The 14,285-nt window shown below is 71.6% G+C and carries 12 protein-coding genes; 5 read left to right on the top strand and 7 right to left on the bottom strand.

Annotated elements, in window-relative coordinates; genetic code table 11:
• Positions 1-1,594: CTP synthase (locus tag AOK08_RS28325; protein WP_055531286.1), on the bottom strand; the 1,594-nt coding region annotated here is incomplete at its 3' end.
• 532 nt (positions 1,595-2,126) lie between these two features.
• Here AOK08_RS28325 and AOK08_RS28320 point away from each other — a divergent pair.
• The 4 genes from AOK08_RS28320 (at position 2,127) to AOK08_RS28305 (ending at position 7,689) form a co-directional block, all read left to right on the top strand.
• The gene (locus AOK08_RS28320) at positions 2,127-3,932 is read left to right on the top strand and encodes a glycoside hydrolase family 15 protein (RefSeq protein ID WP_055531284.1); all 1,806 of its coding nucleotides are present in this window, start codon (positions 2,127-2,129) and stop codon (positions 3,930-3,932) included.
• Between the two features lie 36 nt (positions 3,933-3,968).
• Positions 3,969-4,184, top strand: a complete 216-nt coding sequence (locus AOK08_RS28315) for a DUF6243 family protein (protein WP_198539420.1) — start codon at positions 3,969-3,971, stop codon at positions 4,182-4,184.
• A gap of 412 nt (positions 4,185-4,596) precedes the next feature.
• Positions 4,597-5,979 (top strand): FAD-binding oxidoreductase, encoded by a 1,383-nt coding sequence (locus AOK08_RS28310; RefSeq protein WP_055531283.1) that lies wholly within the window; start codon positions 4,597-4,599, stop codon positions 5,977-5,979.
• Positions 5,980-6,045: 66 nt separating this feature from the next.
• Complete coding sequence (locus AOK08_RS28305) at positions 6,046-7,689, top strand: PucR family transcriptional regulator (RefSeq protein WP_055531281.1); 1,644 nt, start codon at positions 6,046-6,048, stop codon at positions 7,687-7,689.
• 11 nt (positions 7,690-7,700) lie between these two features.
• Here the strand turns inward: AOK08_RS28305 and AOK08_RS28300 are convergent, their stop codons facing one another.
• The 5 genes from AOK08_RS28300 to AOK08_RS47655 all read right to left on the bottom strand — a co-directional run bounded on the left by AOK08_RS28300 (position 7,701) and on the right by AOK08_RS47655 (position 13,108).
• On the bottom strand, positions 7,701-8,831 hold the full coding sequence (locus tag AOK08_RS28300) for a glycosyltransferase family 4 protein (RefSeq protein ID WP_055531279.1): 1,131 nt from the start codon (positions 8,829-8,831) through the stop codon (positions 7,701-7,703).
• A gap of 228 nt (positions 8,832-9,059) precedes the next feature.
• The gene (gene recN / locus AOK08_RS28295; protein ID WP_055531277.1) at positions 9,060-10,802 is read right to left on the bottom strand and encodes a DNA repair protein RecN; all 1,743 of its coding nucleotides are present in this window, start codon (positions 10,800-10,802) and stop codon (positions 9,060-9,062) included.
• Between the two features lie 188 nt (positions 10,803-10,990).
• Positions 10,991-11,896 (bottom strand): NAD kinase, encoded by a 906-nt coding sequence (locus tag AOK08_RS28290; protein ID WP_055531276.1) that lies wholly within the window; start codon positions 11,894-11,896, stop codon positions 10,991-10,993.
• Positions 11,893-12,708 carry a TlyA family RNA methyltransferase gene (locus tag AOK08_RS28285; protein WP_055531273.1) on the bottom strand — a complete coding sequence of 272 codons (816 nt, stop codon included), beginning with the start codon at positions 12,706-12,708 and terminating at the stop codon, positions 11,893-11,895. The genes AOK08_RS28290 and AOK08_RS28285 overlap by 4 nt, the downstream gene beginning before the upstream one ends.
• A gap of 7 nt (positions 12,709-12,715) precedes the next feature.
• Positions 12,716-13,108: a hypothetical protein gene (locus tag AOK08_RS47655; RefSeq protein ID WP_241827117.1), complete on the bottom strand. Its 393-nt coding sequence runs from the start codon at positions 13,106-13,108 to the stop codon at positions 12,716-12,718.
• A 42-nt stretch (positions 13,109-13,150) separates the two neighbouring features.
• Between AOK08_RS47655 and AOK08_RS28275 the strand changes: the two genes are divergently transcribed.
• Complete coding sequence (locus tag AOK08_RS28275; RefSeq protein WP_055531270.1) at positions 13,151-13,498, top strand: SCP2 sterol-binding domain-containing protein; 348 nt, start codon at positions 13,151-13,153, stop codon at positions 13,496-13,498.
• Positions 13,499-13,784: 286 nt separating this feature from the next.
• Here the strand turns inward: AOK08_RS28275 and AOK08_RS28270 are convergent.
• A partial coding sequence (locus AOK08_RS28270) for an HAD hydrolase-like protein (protein WP_157876836.1) occupies positions 13,785-14,285 on the bottom strand: 501 nt, incomplete at its 5' end.

Here is a 14,285-nt window from a genome sequence, read left to right as displayed (position 1 = left end):
AGCCCAGCTCCGGGTGGGCCTGCGTGGCCACCAGGTAGGGGTGGACGTCGCGCGGGTACTCGACGTACTCCACCAGCTTGCCGTCCGGGGAGGTGCCCGAGAACAGGATGCCGGCCTTCTTCTCCAGCTCGGCGCGGTAGCTGTTGTTGACCTCGTAGCGGTGGCGGTGGCGCTCCTCGACGTACTCCTTGCCGTCGTACACCTCGCGCACGATGGAGCCCTCGGCGAGCTTGGCCGCGTACATGCCCAGGCGCATCGTGCCGCCCATGTCGCCGTCGCCCGCGACGATGTCGAGCTGCTCGGCCATCGTCGAGATGACCGGGTGGGCGGTGGCCGCGTCGAACTCGGTGGAGTTGGCGTCCTCGATGCCGGCCAGGTTGCGGGCCGCCTCGATGACGATGCACTGAAGCCCCAGGCACAGGCCGAGCAGCGGGATCTTGTTCTCGCGGGCGTACTGGATCGCGCCGACCTTGCCGGACACGCCTCGGTCGCCGAAGCCGCCCGGGATGCAGATCGCGTCCACGTCCGCCAGCTGCTTCTTGGCGCCGGCCGGGGTCTTGCAGTCGTCCGAGGTGACCCACTTGATCTTCACGCGCGCGTGGTTGGCGAAACCGCCCGCGCGCAGCGCCTCGGTGACCGACAGGTAGGCGTCCGGCAGGTCGATGTACTTGCCGACCAGCGCCAGGTTGATCTCGTGCGCGGGGTTGTGGACGCGGTCCAGCAGGTCGTCCCACGTCGTCCAGTCCACGTCCCGGAAGGGCAGGTCCAGCTTGCGGACGACATAGGCGTCCAGGCCCTCGCGGTGCACGGTCTTGGGGATGTCGTAGATCGAGCGGGCGTCCGGGCAGGCCACCACGGCCGCCTCGTCGACGTCGCACATCAGGGAGATCTTGCGCTTGATCGCGGTGGGGACCTCGCGGTCGCAGCGCAGCACGATGGCGTCCGGCTGGATACCGATGTTCCGCAGGGCCGCCACGCTGTGCTGGGTCGGCTTGGTCTTCAGCTCGCCGGAGGGGCCGATGTAGGGCAGCAGCGAGATGTGCACGACGAAGACGTTGTCGCGGCCGACCTCGTGGCGGACCTGGCGCACGGTCTCCAGGAACGGCAGCGACTCGATGTCGCCGACGGTGCCGCCGACCTCGGTGATGACGACGTCGACCTCGTCGGTGGCCATCCGGCGGATGCGGTGCTTGATCTCGTTGGTGATGTGCGGGATGACCTGGACGGTGTCGCCCAGGTACTCGCCGCGCCGCTCCTTCGCGATCACCGTCGAGTAGATCTGGCCGGTGGTGACGTTGGCCGAGCCGTCGAGGTCGCGGTCGAGGAAACGCTCGTAGTGGCCGATGTCCAGGTCGGTCTCGGCGCCGTCGTGCGTGACGAACACCTCACCGTGCTGGAAGGGATTCATCGTGCCGGGGTCGACGTTGAGGTAGGGGTCGAGCTTCTGCATGACGACCCGCAGTCCGCGCGCCTTGAGGAGCATGCCGAGGCTGGAGGCCGTCAGGCCCTTGCCGAGCGACGAGGCGACACCCCCGGTGACGAAGATGTGCTTGGTCGTCGTGGCTGTGCTGTTTCGAAAAGCAGCGGGTGTCATGGCCAACGCGGGGCTCCCGTGGTCGCGGTCTGGAGTGCGGTACGACCGCCCGGCCCGGAGTTCTCCGGGTTTTCACTGGGGGAGCCGTCGCTGCGGTTCGGGGGTTTCGTGCCCACCGGTCCACGGGCTACCAGGGTATCAGCGACCCGGGGGGATGGCTTCCGGTAACGCTCCGCACACGGGTGGGCCACACCCCGTACACGAGTCACCACCGCCTTGTCCGGCGCTCAGCCGAAACAGTGCCCGCTCACCCGAGCTTCACTCGTTCAGCGGACCCGGGTTGTCCAGAGCGGCACGCGGATCATCTGAGTGCGTCGTATGCTCCTCGGACACTCGCTGCCGAGCCCGGCCGGCAACACGGCACACCCCCGCCCGTAACCCCGGAACAACGAGAGCTCGTCAGTCCGTTGAGCGACGATCGGTGTTTTGCTTCACCGCTCAACGACGCAGTACAACGAACCCTTGACCGCAAGAGCGAGACCCCCTTTTTCCTGACTTTGGGGGCGACGTGGCCGTTCGACTGGAGTTGCACGTGGCCGGGCTCATCGAAGACTACGCACTCATCGGAGACATGCAGACCGCCGCGTTGGTCTGCCGGGACGGCACAGTGGACTGGCTGTGCCTGCCCCGCTTCGACTCCCATGCCGTCTTCGCGGGACTGCTCGGCACCGAGGAGCACGGATTCTGGCGCCTCGGTCCCGCGCACGCGACGGACGCACAACCGCCCGCGGCGGCCCGCCGCCGCTACCGGGGCGACTCACTGATCCTCGAATCCGAGTGGGACACACCGCGCGGCACGGTCAGAGTGACCGATTTCATGCCCCCTCGCGACGGCGCCCCGCAGCTCATCCGCATCGTGGAGGGCGTCAGCGGCCGGGTGCCGATGCGCTCGGCCCTGCGCATGCGCTTCTCGTACGGCCGTGTCGTGCCGTGGGTGCACAAGCACGAGGGGCGGACGGTCGCCGTCGCGGGCCCCGACTCGGTGTGGTTCGACACCACCGCCGAGACCTACGGCAAGTCCCTGACGACGTACTCCGACTTCACGGTGGCGCCGGGTGACCGGATCGCGTTCACGATCTCCTGGGAGCCCTCGCACAAGCAGCCGCCCGCGCTGCCCGAGCCGGAGCAGTCCCTCGACGCCACCGAGGAGTTCTGGCGCGAGTGGGTCGAGCAGTGCACGTACCACGGCCCCTACCGGGAGGCCGTCGTCCGCTCACTGATCACTTTGAAGGCCCTGACCTACGCGCCGACCGGCGGCATCGTCGCCGCCCCCACCACCTCCCTCCCGGAGGACATCGGCGGCGTACGCAACTGGGACTACCGCTACACCTGGCTGCGCGACGCGGCCATCACCCTCTCCTCCCTGCTGCGCACCGGCTACCGCGACGAGGCGCGCGCCTGGCGCGAGTGGCTGCTGCGCGCGGTCGCCGGCGACCCGGAGAACCTGCAGATCATGTACGGCATCGCGGGCGAACGGGAGCTGGGCGAGGCCGAGTTGGACTGGCTGCCGGGCTACGAGAACTCGGGCCCGGTCCGGGTCGGCAACGGCGCCGCGCACCAGCTCCAGCTCGATGTGTACGGCGAGGTCACCGAGGCCCTGCACCTGGCCCACATGACGGGCCTGGCCCGCAACGACTACGCCTCCCTGCTCCAGTTGAAGCTGATCCGGTACCTGGAGCGGCACTGGGACGAGCCCGACGAGGGCATCTGGGAGGTGCGCGGTCCGCGCCGCCACTTCGTCCACTCCAAGGTCATGGCCTGGGTCGCGGTGGACCGCACGATCAAGCTCATCGAGTCCGGCGACGCGGACGGCCCGCTGGAGCAGTGGCGCGAACTGCGCGACGACATCCACCGGGACGTGTGCGAGAAGGGGTACGACAAGGAGCGCAACACCTTCACCCAGTCGTACGGCTCGAAGGAACTGGACGCGAGCCTGCTCCTCATCCCGCAGATGGGCTTCCTGCCCCCCGACGACAAGCGTGTCATCGGCACCATCGAGGCCATCCAGCGCGAACTGTCCACCGAGGACGGCTTCATCCTGCGCTACCCGACGACCTCGGGCGGCGACGAGAACCTCGACGGTCTGCCGGGCGACGAGGGCGCGTTCCTCGCCTGCTCGTTCTGGATGGCGGACGACCTGGCGATGATCGGCCGGGTCGACGAGGCCCGCAAACTCTTCGAGAAGCTCCTCGCCCTCCGCAACGACCTGGGCCTGCTGGCCGAGGAGTGGGACCCGCGTCTCAAGCGCCAGGTGGGCAACTTCCCCCAGGCCTTCAGCCATGTCCCGCTCATCGACACAGCCCTTAGGCTGACTGCTTCGGGGGCGTACGGCGGCTGACCGCATCAGCACTTCACATCATTGCCGGGAGAACCCGTGACCGTGAGCAAGAACATCAACAACCCCGTGGGCATGGGCGGTGGCCAGCGCAAGAGGCTCTCCCGCGCCGAGCGGCAGAACAACGGTCCGCACCGCAACCTCGACCGCCAGGGCGCGGCCGACCAGAAGGCGGAACTGGTGCGCAAGCTGCGCGAGAAGACACGCGCGGCCGAGGACGCCAAGCAGACGGGCGACAGCGCCGCACAGAGCTGAGCTGACGCACCGCACACCGCACGAGGACAGGGCCCGGACCGCGACACACGGTCCGGGCCCTGCCTGTAAGGGACGCGGGGCTATGACATCCACGGCGCCACACCCAAAAACGGCCCGCTCCCCCACTTTGAGGGGCGCGGGGCTGTGACATTTGCGGCTCCGCCGCGCGGGCGCAACCAGCCACAACGGCGCCACACCTACAAACGGCGCGCTCCCCCACCCTTAGGGGCGCGGGGAACTGCGCGACCAGCCACAACGGCGCCGCACCCGAAAACGGCGCGCTCCCCCACCTATAGGGGCGCGGGGAACTGCGCGACCAGCCACGACGCCGCCGCACCCACAAACGGCGCTCCCCCGGCAGGACGCCTAGGCTGGAACCGCACACCATCCCCTGCATCGGAAGGGGACCACCATGGCCTCCCCCTCAAAGGCAGGCGCAGCCCTAACCGCACTGCGCGAGGACCTCACCGGCGACGTACTCGCCCCGGGGGATCCGGGGTACGACGAAGCCCGGACCGTCAACAACTCCATGATCGACCGCCACCCGGCGGTGATCGCGCAGTGCGCGAACGACACCGACGTGACCCGTTCCGTCCGCTTCGCCCGCGACCTGGACCTGACCATCGCGGTACGCGGCGGCGGCCACAGCGTGTCGGGCATGGGCCTGAACGACGGCGGTCTGGTGATCGACATGCGCCGGATGCACGAGGTGACCGTCGATCCGGCGACGCATTCGGTACGGGTCCAGGGCGGGGCCCTGATGAGCCACCTGGACCGGGCGACCCAGCCGCACGGGCTGGCGACCACCGGCGGCCGGGTCTCCACGACCGGCGTCGCCGGCTTCGTGCTCGGCGGCGGCAGCGGCTGGCTGGACCGCTCCCTCGGCCTGGCCGTCGACAACCTCGTCGGCGCCGACCTGGTCACCGCCGACGGCACCGAGGTGCACGCGAGCGCCGAGCACAACCCCGAGCTGTTCTGGGCCCTGCACGGCGGCGGCGGAAACTTCGGCGTCGCCACCTCGCTCACCCTGAGACTGCACGAACTGCCCGCCTTCTCCATCGCGCTGCTGCTCTACCTCCCCGAGTTCGGCCGCGACGTCACCCGCACCTACCGCGACCTGATCGAGGCCGCCCCGGACGAGGCGAGCGGCGGGGTCATCCATCTCACCGCCCCGCCCGAGGAGTTCGTCCCGCCGCATCTGGTCGGACACCTGCTGTGCGGTGCGCTGCTCGCGTACGCGGGCACCGAGGAGGACATGCGCAAGCTCGCCGAGCCGCTGCTGGCGCTGCCGCACGAGGTGGAGATCGTCACCGCGATCCCGTACGCCGACTTCCAGTGCATGCTCGACGACCCGCCTGGCCTGCGGAACTACTGGTCGGCGGAGTACCTGACGGGCGCGCCCGACGAGTTCATGGACGTCTTCTGCGCCCTCGGGGAGGCCCTCCCGGTGCCCACCGGGACCCAGAGCGCGCTGTTCCCGCTCGGCGGCGCCATCGCCGACGGCCCGTCCGAGTACCCCGTCCCCTACCGGGACGCCCGCTGGGCCGTGCACCCCTTCGGCCTCTGGGAGGACCCGGCGGACGACGAGCGCTGCATCCAGTGGGTCCACGACGTCCGTTCCCGCGTACAGCCGTGGAGCACCGGCGCGGTCTATCTCAACTTCATCGGCGACGAGGGCGCGGACCGCGTGATCGCCGGCCTGGGCGCCGAGAACACGCGCCGACTGGCGTCGGTCAAGCGCCAGTACGACCCGGACAACGTCTTCCGCTTCAACCACAACATCGTTCCGGCGTAGGCGGGCCGCGCATCCCGCCGAGGCGCAGGTCGTCAGGTGTACGTGTGTACGGGTAGCGTCCGCTGCATGGACAGCCGCACGGACAGCAGTGTCGAGACCCGGGGCGCCGGCATCACCGTGCGGCGCGCGCTGGAACTGCCCGGCTTGCGCGGCGGGCTGCCCGAGATCCTGGCGGGCGCCGACCGGCTGGGGCGGACCGTGCGGTGGGTGCACGCGGGCGAGGTCCCGCACATCGCCTCGCTGCTCAAGGGCGGGGAGCTGCTCCTGACGACCGGGTACGGGCTCGGCACCCGTCCGGCCGAGCAGCGCGCGTTCGTCCGCACCCTCGCCGAGCGGGGCATCGCGGCGCTCGTCGTGGAGCTGGGCCCCCGCTTCACGCGGCTGCCCGCCGCCCTCGTCGAGACGGCCCGCTCGACCGGTCTCCCCCTGGTCCAACTGCACCGCGAGGTGCCGTTCGTGGCCGTCACCGAGGAGATCCACACCGAGATCGTCAACGGCCACTACGCGCTGCTCCAGCGGGCCGAGGAGGTCCACCGGCGCTGTACGGAGGCCCTGCTGGGCGGCGGCGGCATTCCCCAGGTCCTGGGCATCCTGGCCGACTTCAGCGGCAACCCGGTGTTCCTGGAGACACCGGACGGACGGCTCCTCTACGCCGCCGGAGCCGGCCCCGAGGGCGCCGAGCCGCTCCAGGTGTGGGAGGGCCTGCGCTCCCAGCACAAGGACGCGCCGCCGCCCACCGGTTCCGTACTCGTCGATGTTCCGGGCGGCGGACCCGGCACCGGCTCGGTCCGCGCCCGCCTGGTCCTGCTGCCCGTCCTGGAACCCCTCGCCCCCGTGCACCGCATCGCCGCCGAGCGGGCCGCGGGCATCCTGGCCGTCGTCCTGATGCAGGCCCGCCAGGAGGAGGAGCTGGCGGCGCGTGGCCGGGGCGACTTCCTCACCGACCTCGCCGAGGGCCGCGTCGACGCGGAGGCCGCGCCCGCACAGGCCCGCGTCCTCGGCTTCAAGCCCGGCACCGGCCCGCTCCTGCCGATGGTGATGCGGCTCGGCGACACCGTCTCGCCGGGCGGCGGCTGGGCGGTGCTGGCACGGGCGGTCACCGAGGAGCTGGCGTCGGTGGGCGTGCCGGTGCTGCTGGGCGTACGGCCGGTCGAGGGGCGGGTGCCGCTGCTGGTGGGCCTGCGCGCGGAGGCGGAGCGCCCGGCGGTCGCCGACCGGGTCGCGGCGGCGCTGCGGGCAGGTGTGGAACGCGCCGGGATGCAGCGTCCGGGCGCGCAGCCGCCGGTCGTGGTGGTCGGGGTCGCGGGCGGCTGGGCGGCGGCCTCGGCGGGGCTGCGCCACGCGGCGGAGACGGCCACGGCGGCCCAGGGTCTGCCGGACCGCCCCTGGTACGACGCCCGGCGCCTGGACATCGACCTGCTGCTGTGGCGGCTGCGCGACCAGCCCGACCTGGCGGCCTTCGTGGACCGCGCGATCGGCCCGCTGCGCGCCCACGACGACCGCTCCAAGCCTCCGCTGCTGCCCACCCTGGAGACCTATCTGGCCCACGCGGGCCGCAAGGCGGAGACGGCCCGCGAACTCCACCTCAACCGCCAGACCCTCTACAACCGCCTCGCGCGGATCGGGGAGTTGCTGGGCACGGACCTCGACGACCCGCAGACGGTACTGGCGTTGAGCCTGGCGCTACGGGCCCGCAGACACGTGGCCTGAACCCCGGCTTGTCAGGTCAGCGGCCGGGGCTGCGTGAACTCGTCGTAGACGCTGAGCACTTGGGCGACGGTCTCGTCCTCGGTGGGCCAGGTGGCGATCTGCCGGACGCCCCGCTCCCGGAGGTCTTCCCGGCGCTCGGGATCCCGGAGGAGCCGTACGACGGTCCTGCCGAGCGCCACCGCGTCGCCGTAGGGGACGAGTTCGGCCGCGTCCCCGACCAGCTCCGGTACGCCTCCCACGGCGGTCGCGATCAGCGGCACGCGCGCGTGGAGGGCCTCCTGAGCGAGGACGGAGCGCGATTCCCAACGGCTGGGCAGCACCGCGAGATCGGCGGCGAGGAGCAGTTCGCTCACATCGTCGCGCCGCCCGATGAGCCGGACCGGCAGCCCCTCGTTCTCGATCCGGCCCTGCAACTCGGCCCGCAGCGGCCCCTCTCCGGCGATCACGAGGAGCGGCACGGGATCGAGACCGTGCCACGCGCGTACGGCGTCGAGCAGGACGTCGTACCCGCGATGCCGGTCGAGGGTGCCGACGGCCATGAGCAACGGGCGGTCCGTGGCACCGAGTTCGGCCCGGGTCTTGGACCGGTCGGACTCGTCCCGGCCCGGGGACACGCGCGGGGCGGGCAGCGCCACGGCGGACAACCGGGCGTCCCGGGCCCCGCGCCGCCTGGCGCGGTCCACGAGGTCGGAGGAGGTCCCGAGGACGACGGCGGCGGCCTTCACGGCCCGCCGTTCCAGCACCTTCAGCAGATGGGCGCGCGGCCCCTCGGCGTAGGAGCGGTTGTGCCAGGTGACGACGAGCGGAGTGCGGCGCCCGGTGAGCGCGAGAGCGGCGCGGAAGGAGGCGTGCAGCCCGTGCGCGTGCACGAGGTCGGCGTTCGAACAGGCCATGCGCAGCGCCGCCACCGAGGCGGGGTCGCTGCTGCGTGGGATCGGCACATGCTCGGCGCCGGCGCCCGTGAAGTCGTAGGCGCTGTCCGCGTCGGAGGGGGCGCACACGGTGACCCGCACGCCTCTCGCGACGAGCCCCGCTGCCAGCGAACGCACATGCGCGCTGCTGCCGGTGTTGCCGCCGCCGAGCACCTGCACGGTGCGCAGCGGCGACTGACCGTGCGGTGAGTGGCTGCTCGCGGGGCTCACGTGGCCGGGGGCTCCTGGTTCGGCATCGGGCGGTCACGAAGAAAGGACACGGAGAAACGTACAGAAGGTTTGGGCGGAAGGGGTGTACCGCGCCGCTTCCTCCATGTACGGGGTGTTCCGTGCTCCGTCAAGGATGCCAGTACGTACGGGTGTTCCGAACCATGGAAGGAGAGCGCGGGTCACTCACACGGGTGAGAGAGACCCCACTAAACGTCAACTGTTCGAAGGTCAGCCGTCCGCCCGGGCCGCCGCCAGCAACTCCTCCGCGTGCGCCCGCGCCGTCTCCGAGTCCTCCTGCCCGGCCAGCATCCGCGACAGCTCCCGTACCCGGTCCTCGCCCTCCAGCACCTTCACGCCCGACCGGGTCACCGACCCGTCGTTGGTCTTCTCCACCAGGAGCTGCCGGTCGGCGAACGCGGCGACCTGCGGCAGGTGCGTCACGACGACGACCTGCGCGCTCTTCGCCAGCTTGGCCAGCCGCCGCCCGATCTCCACGGCCGCCTTGCCGCCCACCCCGGCGTCGACCTCGTCGAACAGATAGGTGGGCACCGGGTCGGTCCCCGCGAACACGACCTCCACGGCCAGCATCACTCGGGACAGCTCACCCCCGGACGCCCCCTTCGCGATGGGCCGGGCGGGCGCCCCCGGGTGCGGGGCGAGCAGCAGTTCGACCTCGTCGGCGCCGGACGGCCCGTAGCCGACCGTACGTCCGTCGACCTCGATGCCCTCGGCGTCCTCGGTCTGCCTGATGTCGAACGACACGCGCGCGTGGGGCATGGCCAGCGAGGCCAGCTCGGCGGTCACGGCGTCCGCGAACCGGGACGCGGCCTCCGTCCGCGCGTCCGTCAACGCCTGCGCCATTCCGCCCAGTTCACCGCGGAGCGAGTCCCGCTCCGCGGTCAGCTCGTCGATCCGCTCGTCGTCACCGTCGAGTTCGAGCAGCCGCGCGGACCCTTCCTCGGCCCATGCCAGCACACCGGCCACGTCGGAGCCGTACTTCCGGGTCAGCGCGGTGAGCGCGGCCCGCCGCTCCTCGACCGCCGCCAGCCGCAGCGGATCGGCGTCCAGGTCGTCGGCGTACCCGGCCAGATCTCCGGCGGCGTCCCCGAGCAGGATGCCGACCTCACCGATCCGGTCGGCGAGCGCGGCGAGGGCGGAGTCGTGCGACCGTACGGCCTCGAGGGCCCGGTGGGCGCCCGCGACGAGCGTGGCGGCGTCGATGCCCTCGGGGTCCTCGGGATTGCCGGCCAGCGCCGCATGGGCGACGGTCGCGGCGGAGGCCAGCGCCTCCGCGTGCCCGAGCCGTTCGGCCTCCTCGGCGAGCTCGACGTCCTCACCGACCCGGGGCTCCACAGCGGCGATCTCGTCGAGCCCGTACCGCAGCATGTCGGCTTCCTGGGCCCGCTCACGCGCGCGCGTGGTGATCTCGTCCAGCTCGACGGAGACGGCCCGCAGCCTTCGGTAGGCCTCCGCGTACTTGGTGAGGGGCGCGGCGACCGCGTCCCCCGCGTACCGGTCGAGCGCCGCCCGCTGCCGGGACAGCTTGAGCAGCCCCTGCTGGTCGGTCTGCCCGTGCACGGCCACCAGTTCGTCGGCCAGCTCGGCCAGCACACCCACGGGCACGGAACGCCCGCCCAGATGCGCCCGCGAACGCCCCTCGGCGGAAACGGTACGGCTGATGAGCAGCGCCCCGTCGTCCAGCTCGGCGCCGGCCTCCTCGGCCCGCAGGACGGCGGAACCGCCCGGGGGCACGGTGATGCGCCCCTCCACGACCGCGTTCCTGGCCCCGATCCGCACCAACGCCGCGTCGGCCCGCCCACCGAGCAGCAGCCCGAGGCTGGTCACGACCATGGTCTTGCCCGCGCCGGTCTCACCGGTGACAGCGGTAAAGCCGGGCGACAGCTCGACCACCGCATCGTCGATGACGCCGAGCGACCGTATCCGCATCTCCTCCAACACGAGGACGACCATACGAGGTCGACAGACCAAAGTGCGACGCCCCCCACCTCGAATGAGAGAACCCGCAGGTAACGAAAGAAGATCGGCCCACCAATGTCACCCAGGGGAGTGGACCGACCTCAGGGGCGCGGGGAACTGCGCGAACAACCACAACGCACCCGCACCCGCCAACGAGCCCAAGCCACCCCCCACAGCAGGCGTCAGTGAGGCGCCCCCCGCCACCCGGAAACGGGAAGCGCGAACTTCGCCACAAGCCGATCGGTGAACGAAGCATGATGCAGCCGAGCCAACCGCACCGGCACGGCCCCCCGCCGAACCTCCACCCGCGCCCCGGGCGGCAACTCCACGGTCCGCCGCCCGTCACACCACAGAACACCCGGCGGAATGTGCGGCAGAACCTCCACAGCCAGCACAGAGTCGGGCGAGGTCACCAACGGCTTCGCGAACAGCGCATGCGCACTGATCGGCACCATCAGCAACGCCTCCACCTCGGGCCACACCACGGGCCCACCGGCGGAGAAGGCATAGGCGGTCGACCCGGTGGGCGTCGACAGACAAATGCCATCGCACCCGAACCCGGTGACGGGCCGCCCGTCGATCTCCAGCACGACCTCGAGCAGCTTCTCCGCGGACACCTTCTGCACGGCAGCCTCGTTCAGCGCCCAGTCGGTGTGCACGATGTTCCCGTTCTGGTGCACGACGACGTCGATGGTCATCCGTTCCTCGACCTCGTACGCCTTCGTCACCACCCGGTCGACAACCTTGTCGAGGTCGTCGCGCTCGGCCTCGGCGAGGAAGCCGACGCTGCCGAGGTTGACGCCGAGCATCGGCACCCCGGACGCCCGGGCGAACTCGGCGCCGCGCAGCAGCGTGCCGTCACCGCCCAGCACGATCAGCAGCTCGCACCCGTCGAGGCACTGCGCGGTGGCCTCCTCGATCAGCTCCACCTCGGGCGGCACCGGCAGATTGGCCGCCTCCGCCGTGAGCATCCGCACCCCGAGCCCGGAGCGCACCAGCCCCTGGACGACGAGCTCGGCGCTTCTGATCGCGGCCGGCCGGCCGGTGTGGGCAAGCAGGAAAACAGTACGATCCCGGGTCTGGCTCAACGAGGCCCCTCCGCCACTGCACGGTCAACATCGGCCGGGTTGAGTTCGGGTGCGCCGGCCCGCAGCCACAGAAAGTACTCGACATTCCCCGAAGGGCCGGGCAGCGGGCTGGCGGTCACGCCCTGCACCCCGAGCCCCGACTCCCCGGCCCGGGCGGCGACTCCGCGCACCGCCTCGGCACGCAGTTCGGGACTGCGTACGACTCCTCCACTGCCCAGCCGTTCCTTCCCCACCTCGAACTGTGGTTTGACCATCATCACCAGATCGGCATCGGGTGCCGCGCACCGCACAAGGGCGGGCAGCACGAGACCGAGCGGGATGAAGGACAGATCTCCCACGACAAGATCCACTGGTTCCCCATCGATCGCTTCGAGCGTCAACTCGCGTACGTTCGTACGGTCCTTGACGGTGACGCGTTCATCGCTCTGGAGAGACCAGGCAAGTTGTCCGTAACCCACATCGACGGCGACGACGTGTGCGGCACCGGCGCGCAGCAGTACGTCGGTGAATCCACCGGTGGACGCGCCGGCGTCCAGCGCCCGCCGTCCGCCGACCTTCAGCCCCTGCGGTACGAAGACCTCCAGCGCGCCCGCGAGCTTGTGGCCGCCCCGGGAGACGTACTCCGGGTCGCTGTCGTCGGTCACCACGACGATCGCGGCGGCGGTCTCCACCTGGGTGGCGGGCTTGGTCGCGACGGTCTTGCCCACGGTGACCCGCCCGGCGGCGATCAACTGGCTCGCGTGCTCGCGCGAGCGGGCGAGCTTCCTACGCACCAGTTCGGCGTCAAGGCGGCGGCGTGCCACTCCTGCCACGTTCGGTTCAGCTCCTGCGGTCGTACGTCGTCGGGGGCGCCGGAGGTCCCGGGCGGGCGTCGAGCGCGGTGAGCGTGTCACGCAGCCCCCGGTGTACATCCTCGTACACCTCGACATGTCCGTCCGTGGCGAGGTGGTCGGCGTCCCCGAGCCGGTCGAGCAGGGCATCGACGTCGGCGTCGCCGGTGGGGACGCGGGGGATGTTCAGCGGGGCCGGGGCGGCGGGCTCGGCCCCGGGCTCGGGGGCGGCTTCCACGGCCGTCCCCGGAGCCCCCTCGGGAACCCTGTCCGGAACCCTGTCCGGAACCCCCTCCGAAGGCGAATCCGGAGCCGAATCCGAAGGCGAAACCGGAACCGGGGTCCGCGCCGGGCCCTCGGCCACGGGCACTGAGTCGTTCATGCCCTGACGCTACCGCGAACGGCTGAGGTACCGTCGTCCGCGATGGCGACGATTGAGGAGTGCCGCAGCGCACTCGACAAGCTTTCGGACAACATGGCGGGCGCGAGCGGGGACGTACGCGAGGCGGCGGCCCTGGACCGCTCGCTGAGCTGCCATGTCACCGATCTGGACGTGACCTTCGTGGGACGCATGCGGGGCGGCCGTATCGAGGTACAGGACACCGTCCAGGGCCCGCCCCCGGAGAAGGCCGAGATCCGGCTCACGATGTCCGGCGACGACCTGGTGGCGATGGTCTCCGGCGAGCTGAACTTCGCGAAGGCGTGGGGCTCGGGCAGGGTGAAACTGGAAGCGGGCCTACGGGACCTGTTCCGCCTCAGAAAACTCCTCTAGCCCCCCTCCGGCCGCCCGCGCCGGCCACCCGCGCGAAGCCCGCGCGGTCACCCTCGTACGGGCCTTCGCACTCGTACGGGCCGCGCACTCGCACGGGCCTGCGCACGGTTGGCACGCCCGACGCACACTCCGCCGCGACCGAGCCGTCGCGGCGCACGACGAGGTGCGCGGCGCACCGGGCCGCGTGATTCAGGTCGTGCGGTACGGCGACCAGGGCCGGCCCCTTCGCGCCGCCCCTGGCCATCACCTCGTCGTGCGTCCCGAGGCTCCCCCGGGACGCACGACCTCACAGCCCCAGCCGCGCCAGCGCCTTCCCCCCGTCCAACGCGCACACGCCGTCACCCGCCGCCGTCCAGGCCGCCGCGCACAGCGCGCGCAGCCCGTCGAGCGGTTCCCCGTCCCCTGTCAGCTCCAGCAGCTCCTCCCCCGCCGTGGCCGTCCAGCCGCCGCACCGGAACCCGCCGCCCGCGTCCGTCTCCGTCACCTCGGGCTGCCCGGTCAGCAGCCCCCTGAGGTCCGCGTCGACATAGGTGGGCCGGTGCTGCGGCGGCGCGGCCAGCAGTTGGGCACCGTCCGTCACTCCGGTCAGCACCAGCAGCGAGTCGACCTCACCGTTGAACGCGCCCTCGATGTCCGTGTCCAGCCGGTCCCCGACGACCAGCGGCCGCTCGGCCCCGGTCCGCAGCACGGTCTCCCGGTGCATGGGCGGCAAGGGCTTGCCCGCCACCTGCGGTTCGGCGCCGGTCGCGATCCGCACGACCTCCACCGCGGCCCCGTTGCCCGGCGC

Origin of the sequence: Streptomyces graminilatus, assembly GCF_001418565.1 — a bacterium.
GTDB lineage: Bacteria > Actinomycetota > Actinomycetes > Streptomycetales > Streptomycetaceae > Streptomyces > Streptomyces graminilatus.
Note: the sequence above shows the minus strand (reverse complement) of the source record. Positions and strands in the feature narration are given on the sequence as shown.

Coding starts and splice junctions, on each gene's coding strand:
- AOK08_RS28310 (WP_055531283.1), top strand. CDS start 4,597: ATGGCCTCCCCCTCAAAGGCAGGCGCAGCCCTAACCGCACTGCGCGAG.
- AOK08_RS28305 (WP_055531281.1), top strand. CDS start 6,046: ATGGACAGCCGCACGGACAGCAGTGTCGAGACCCGGGGCGCCGGCATC.
- recN (WP_055531277.1), bottom strand. CDS start 10,802: ATGGTCGTCCTCGTGTTGGAGGAGATGCGGATACGGTCGCTCGGCGTC.
- AOK08_RS47655 (WP_241827117.1), bottom strand. CDS start 13,108: ATGAACGACTCAGTGCCCGTGGCCGAGGGCCCGGCGCGGACCCCGGTT.
- AOK08_RS28275 (WP_055531270.1), top strand. CDS start 13,151: ATGGCGACGATTGAGGAGTGCCGCAGCGCACTCGACAAGCTTTCGGAC.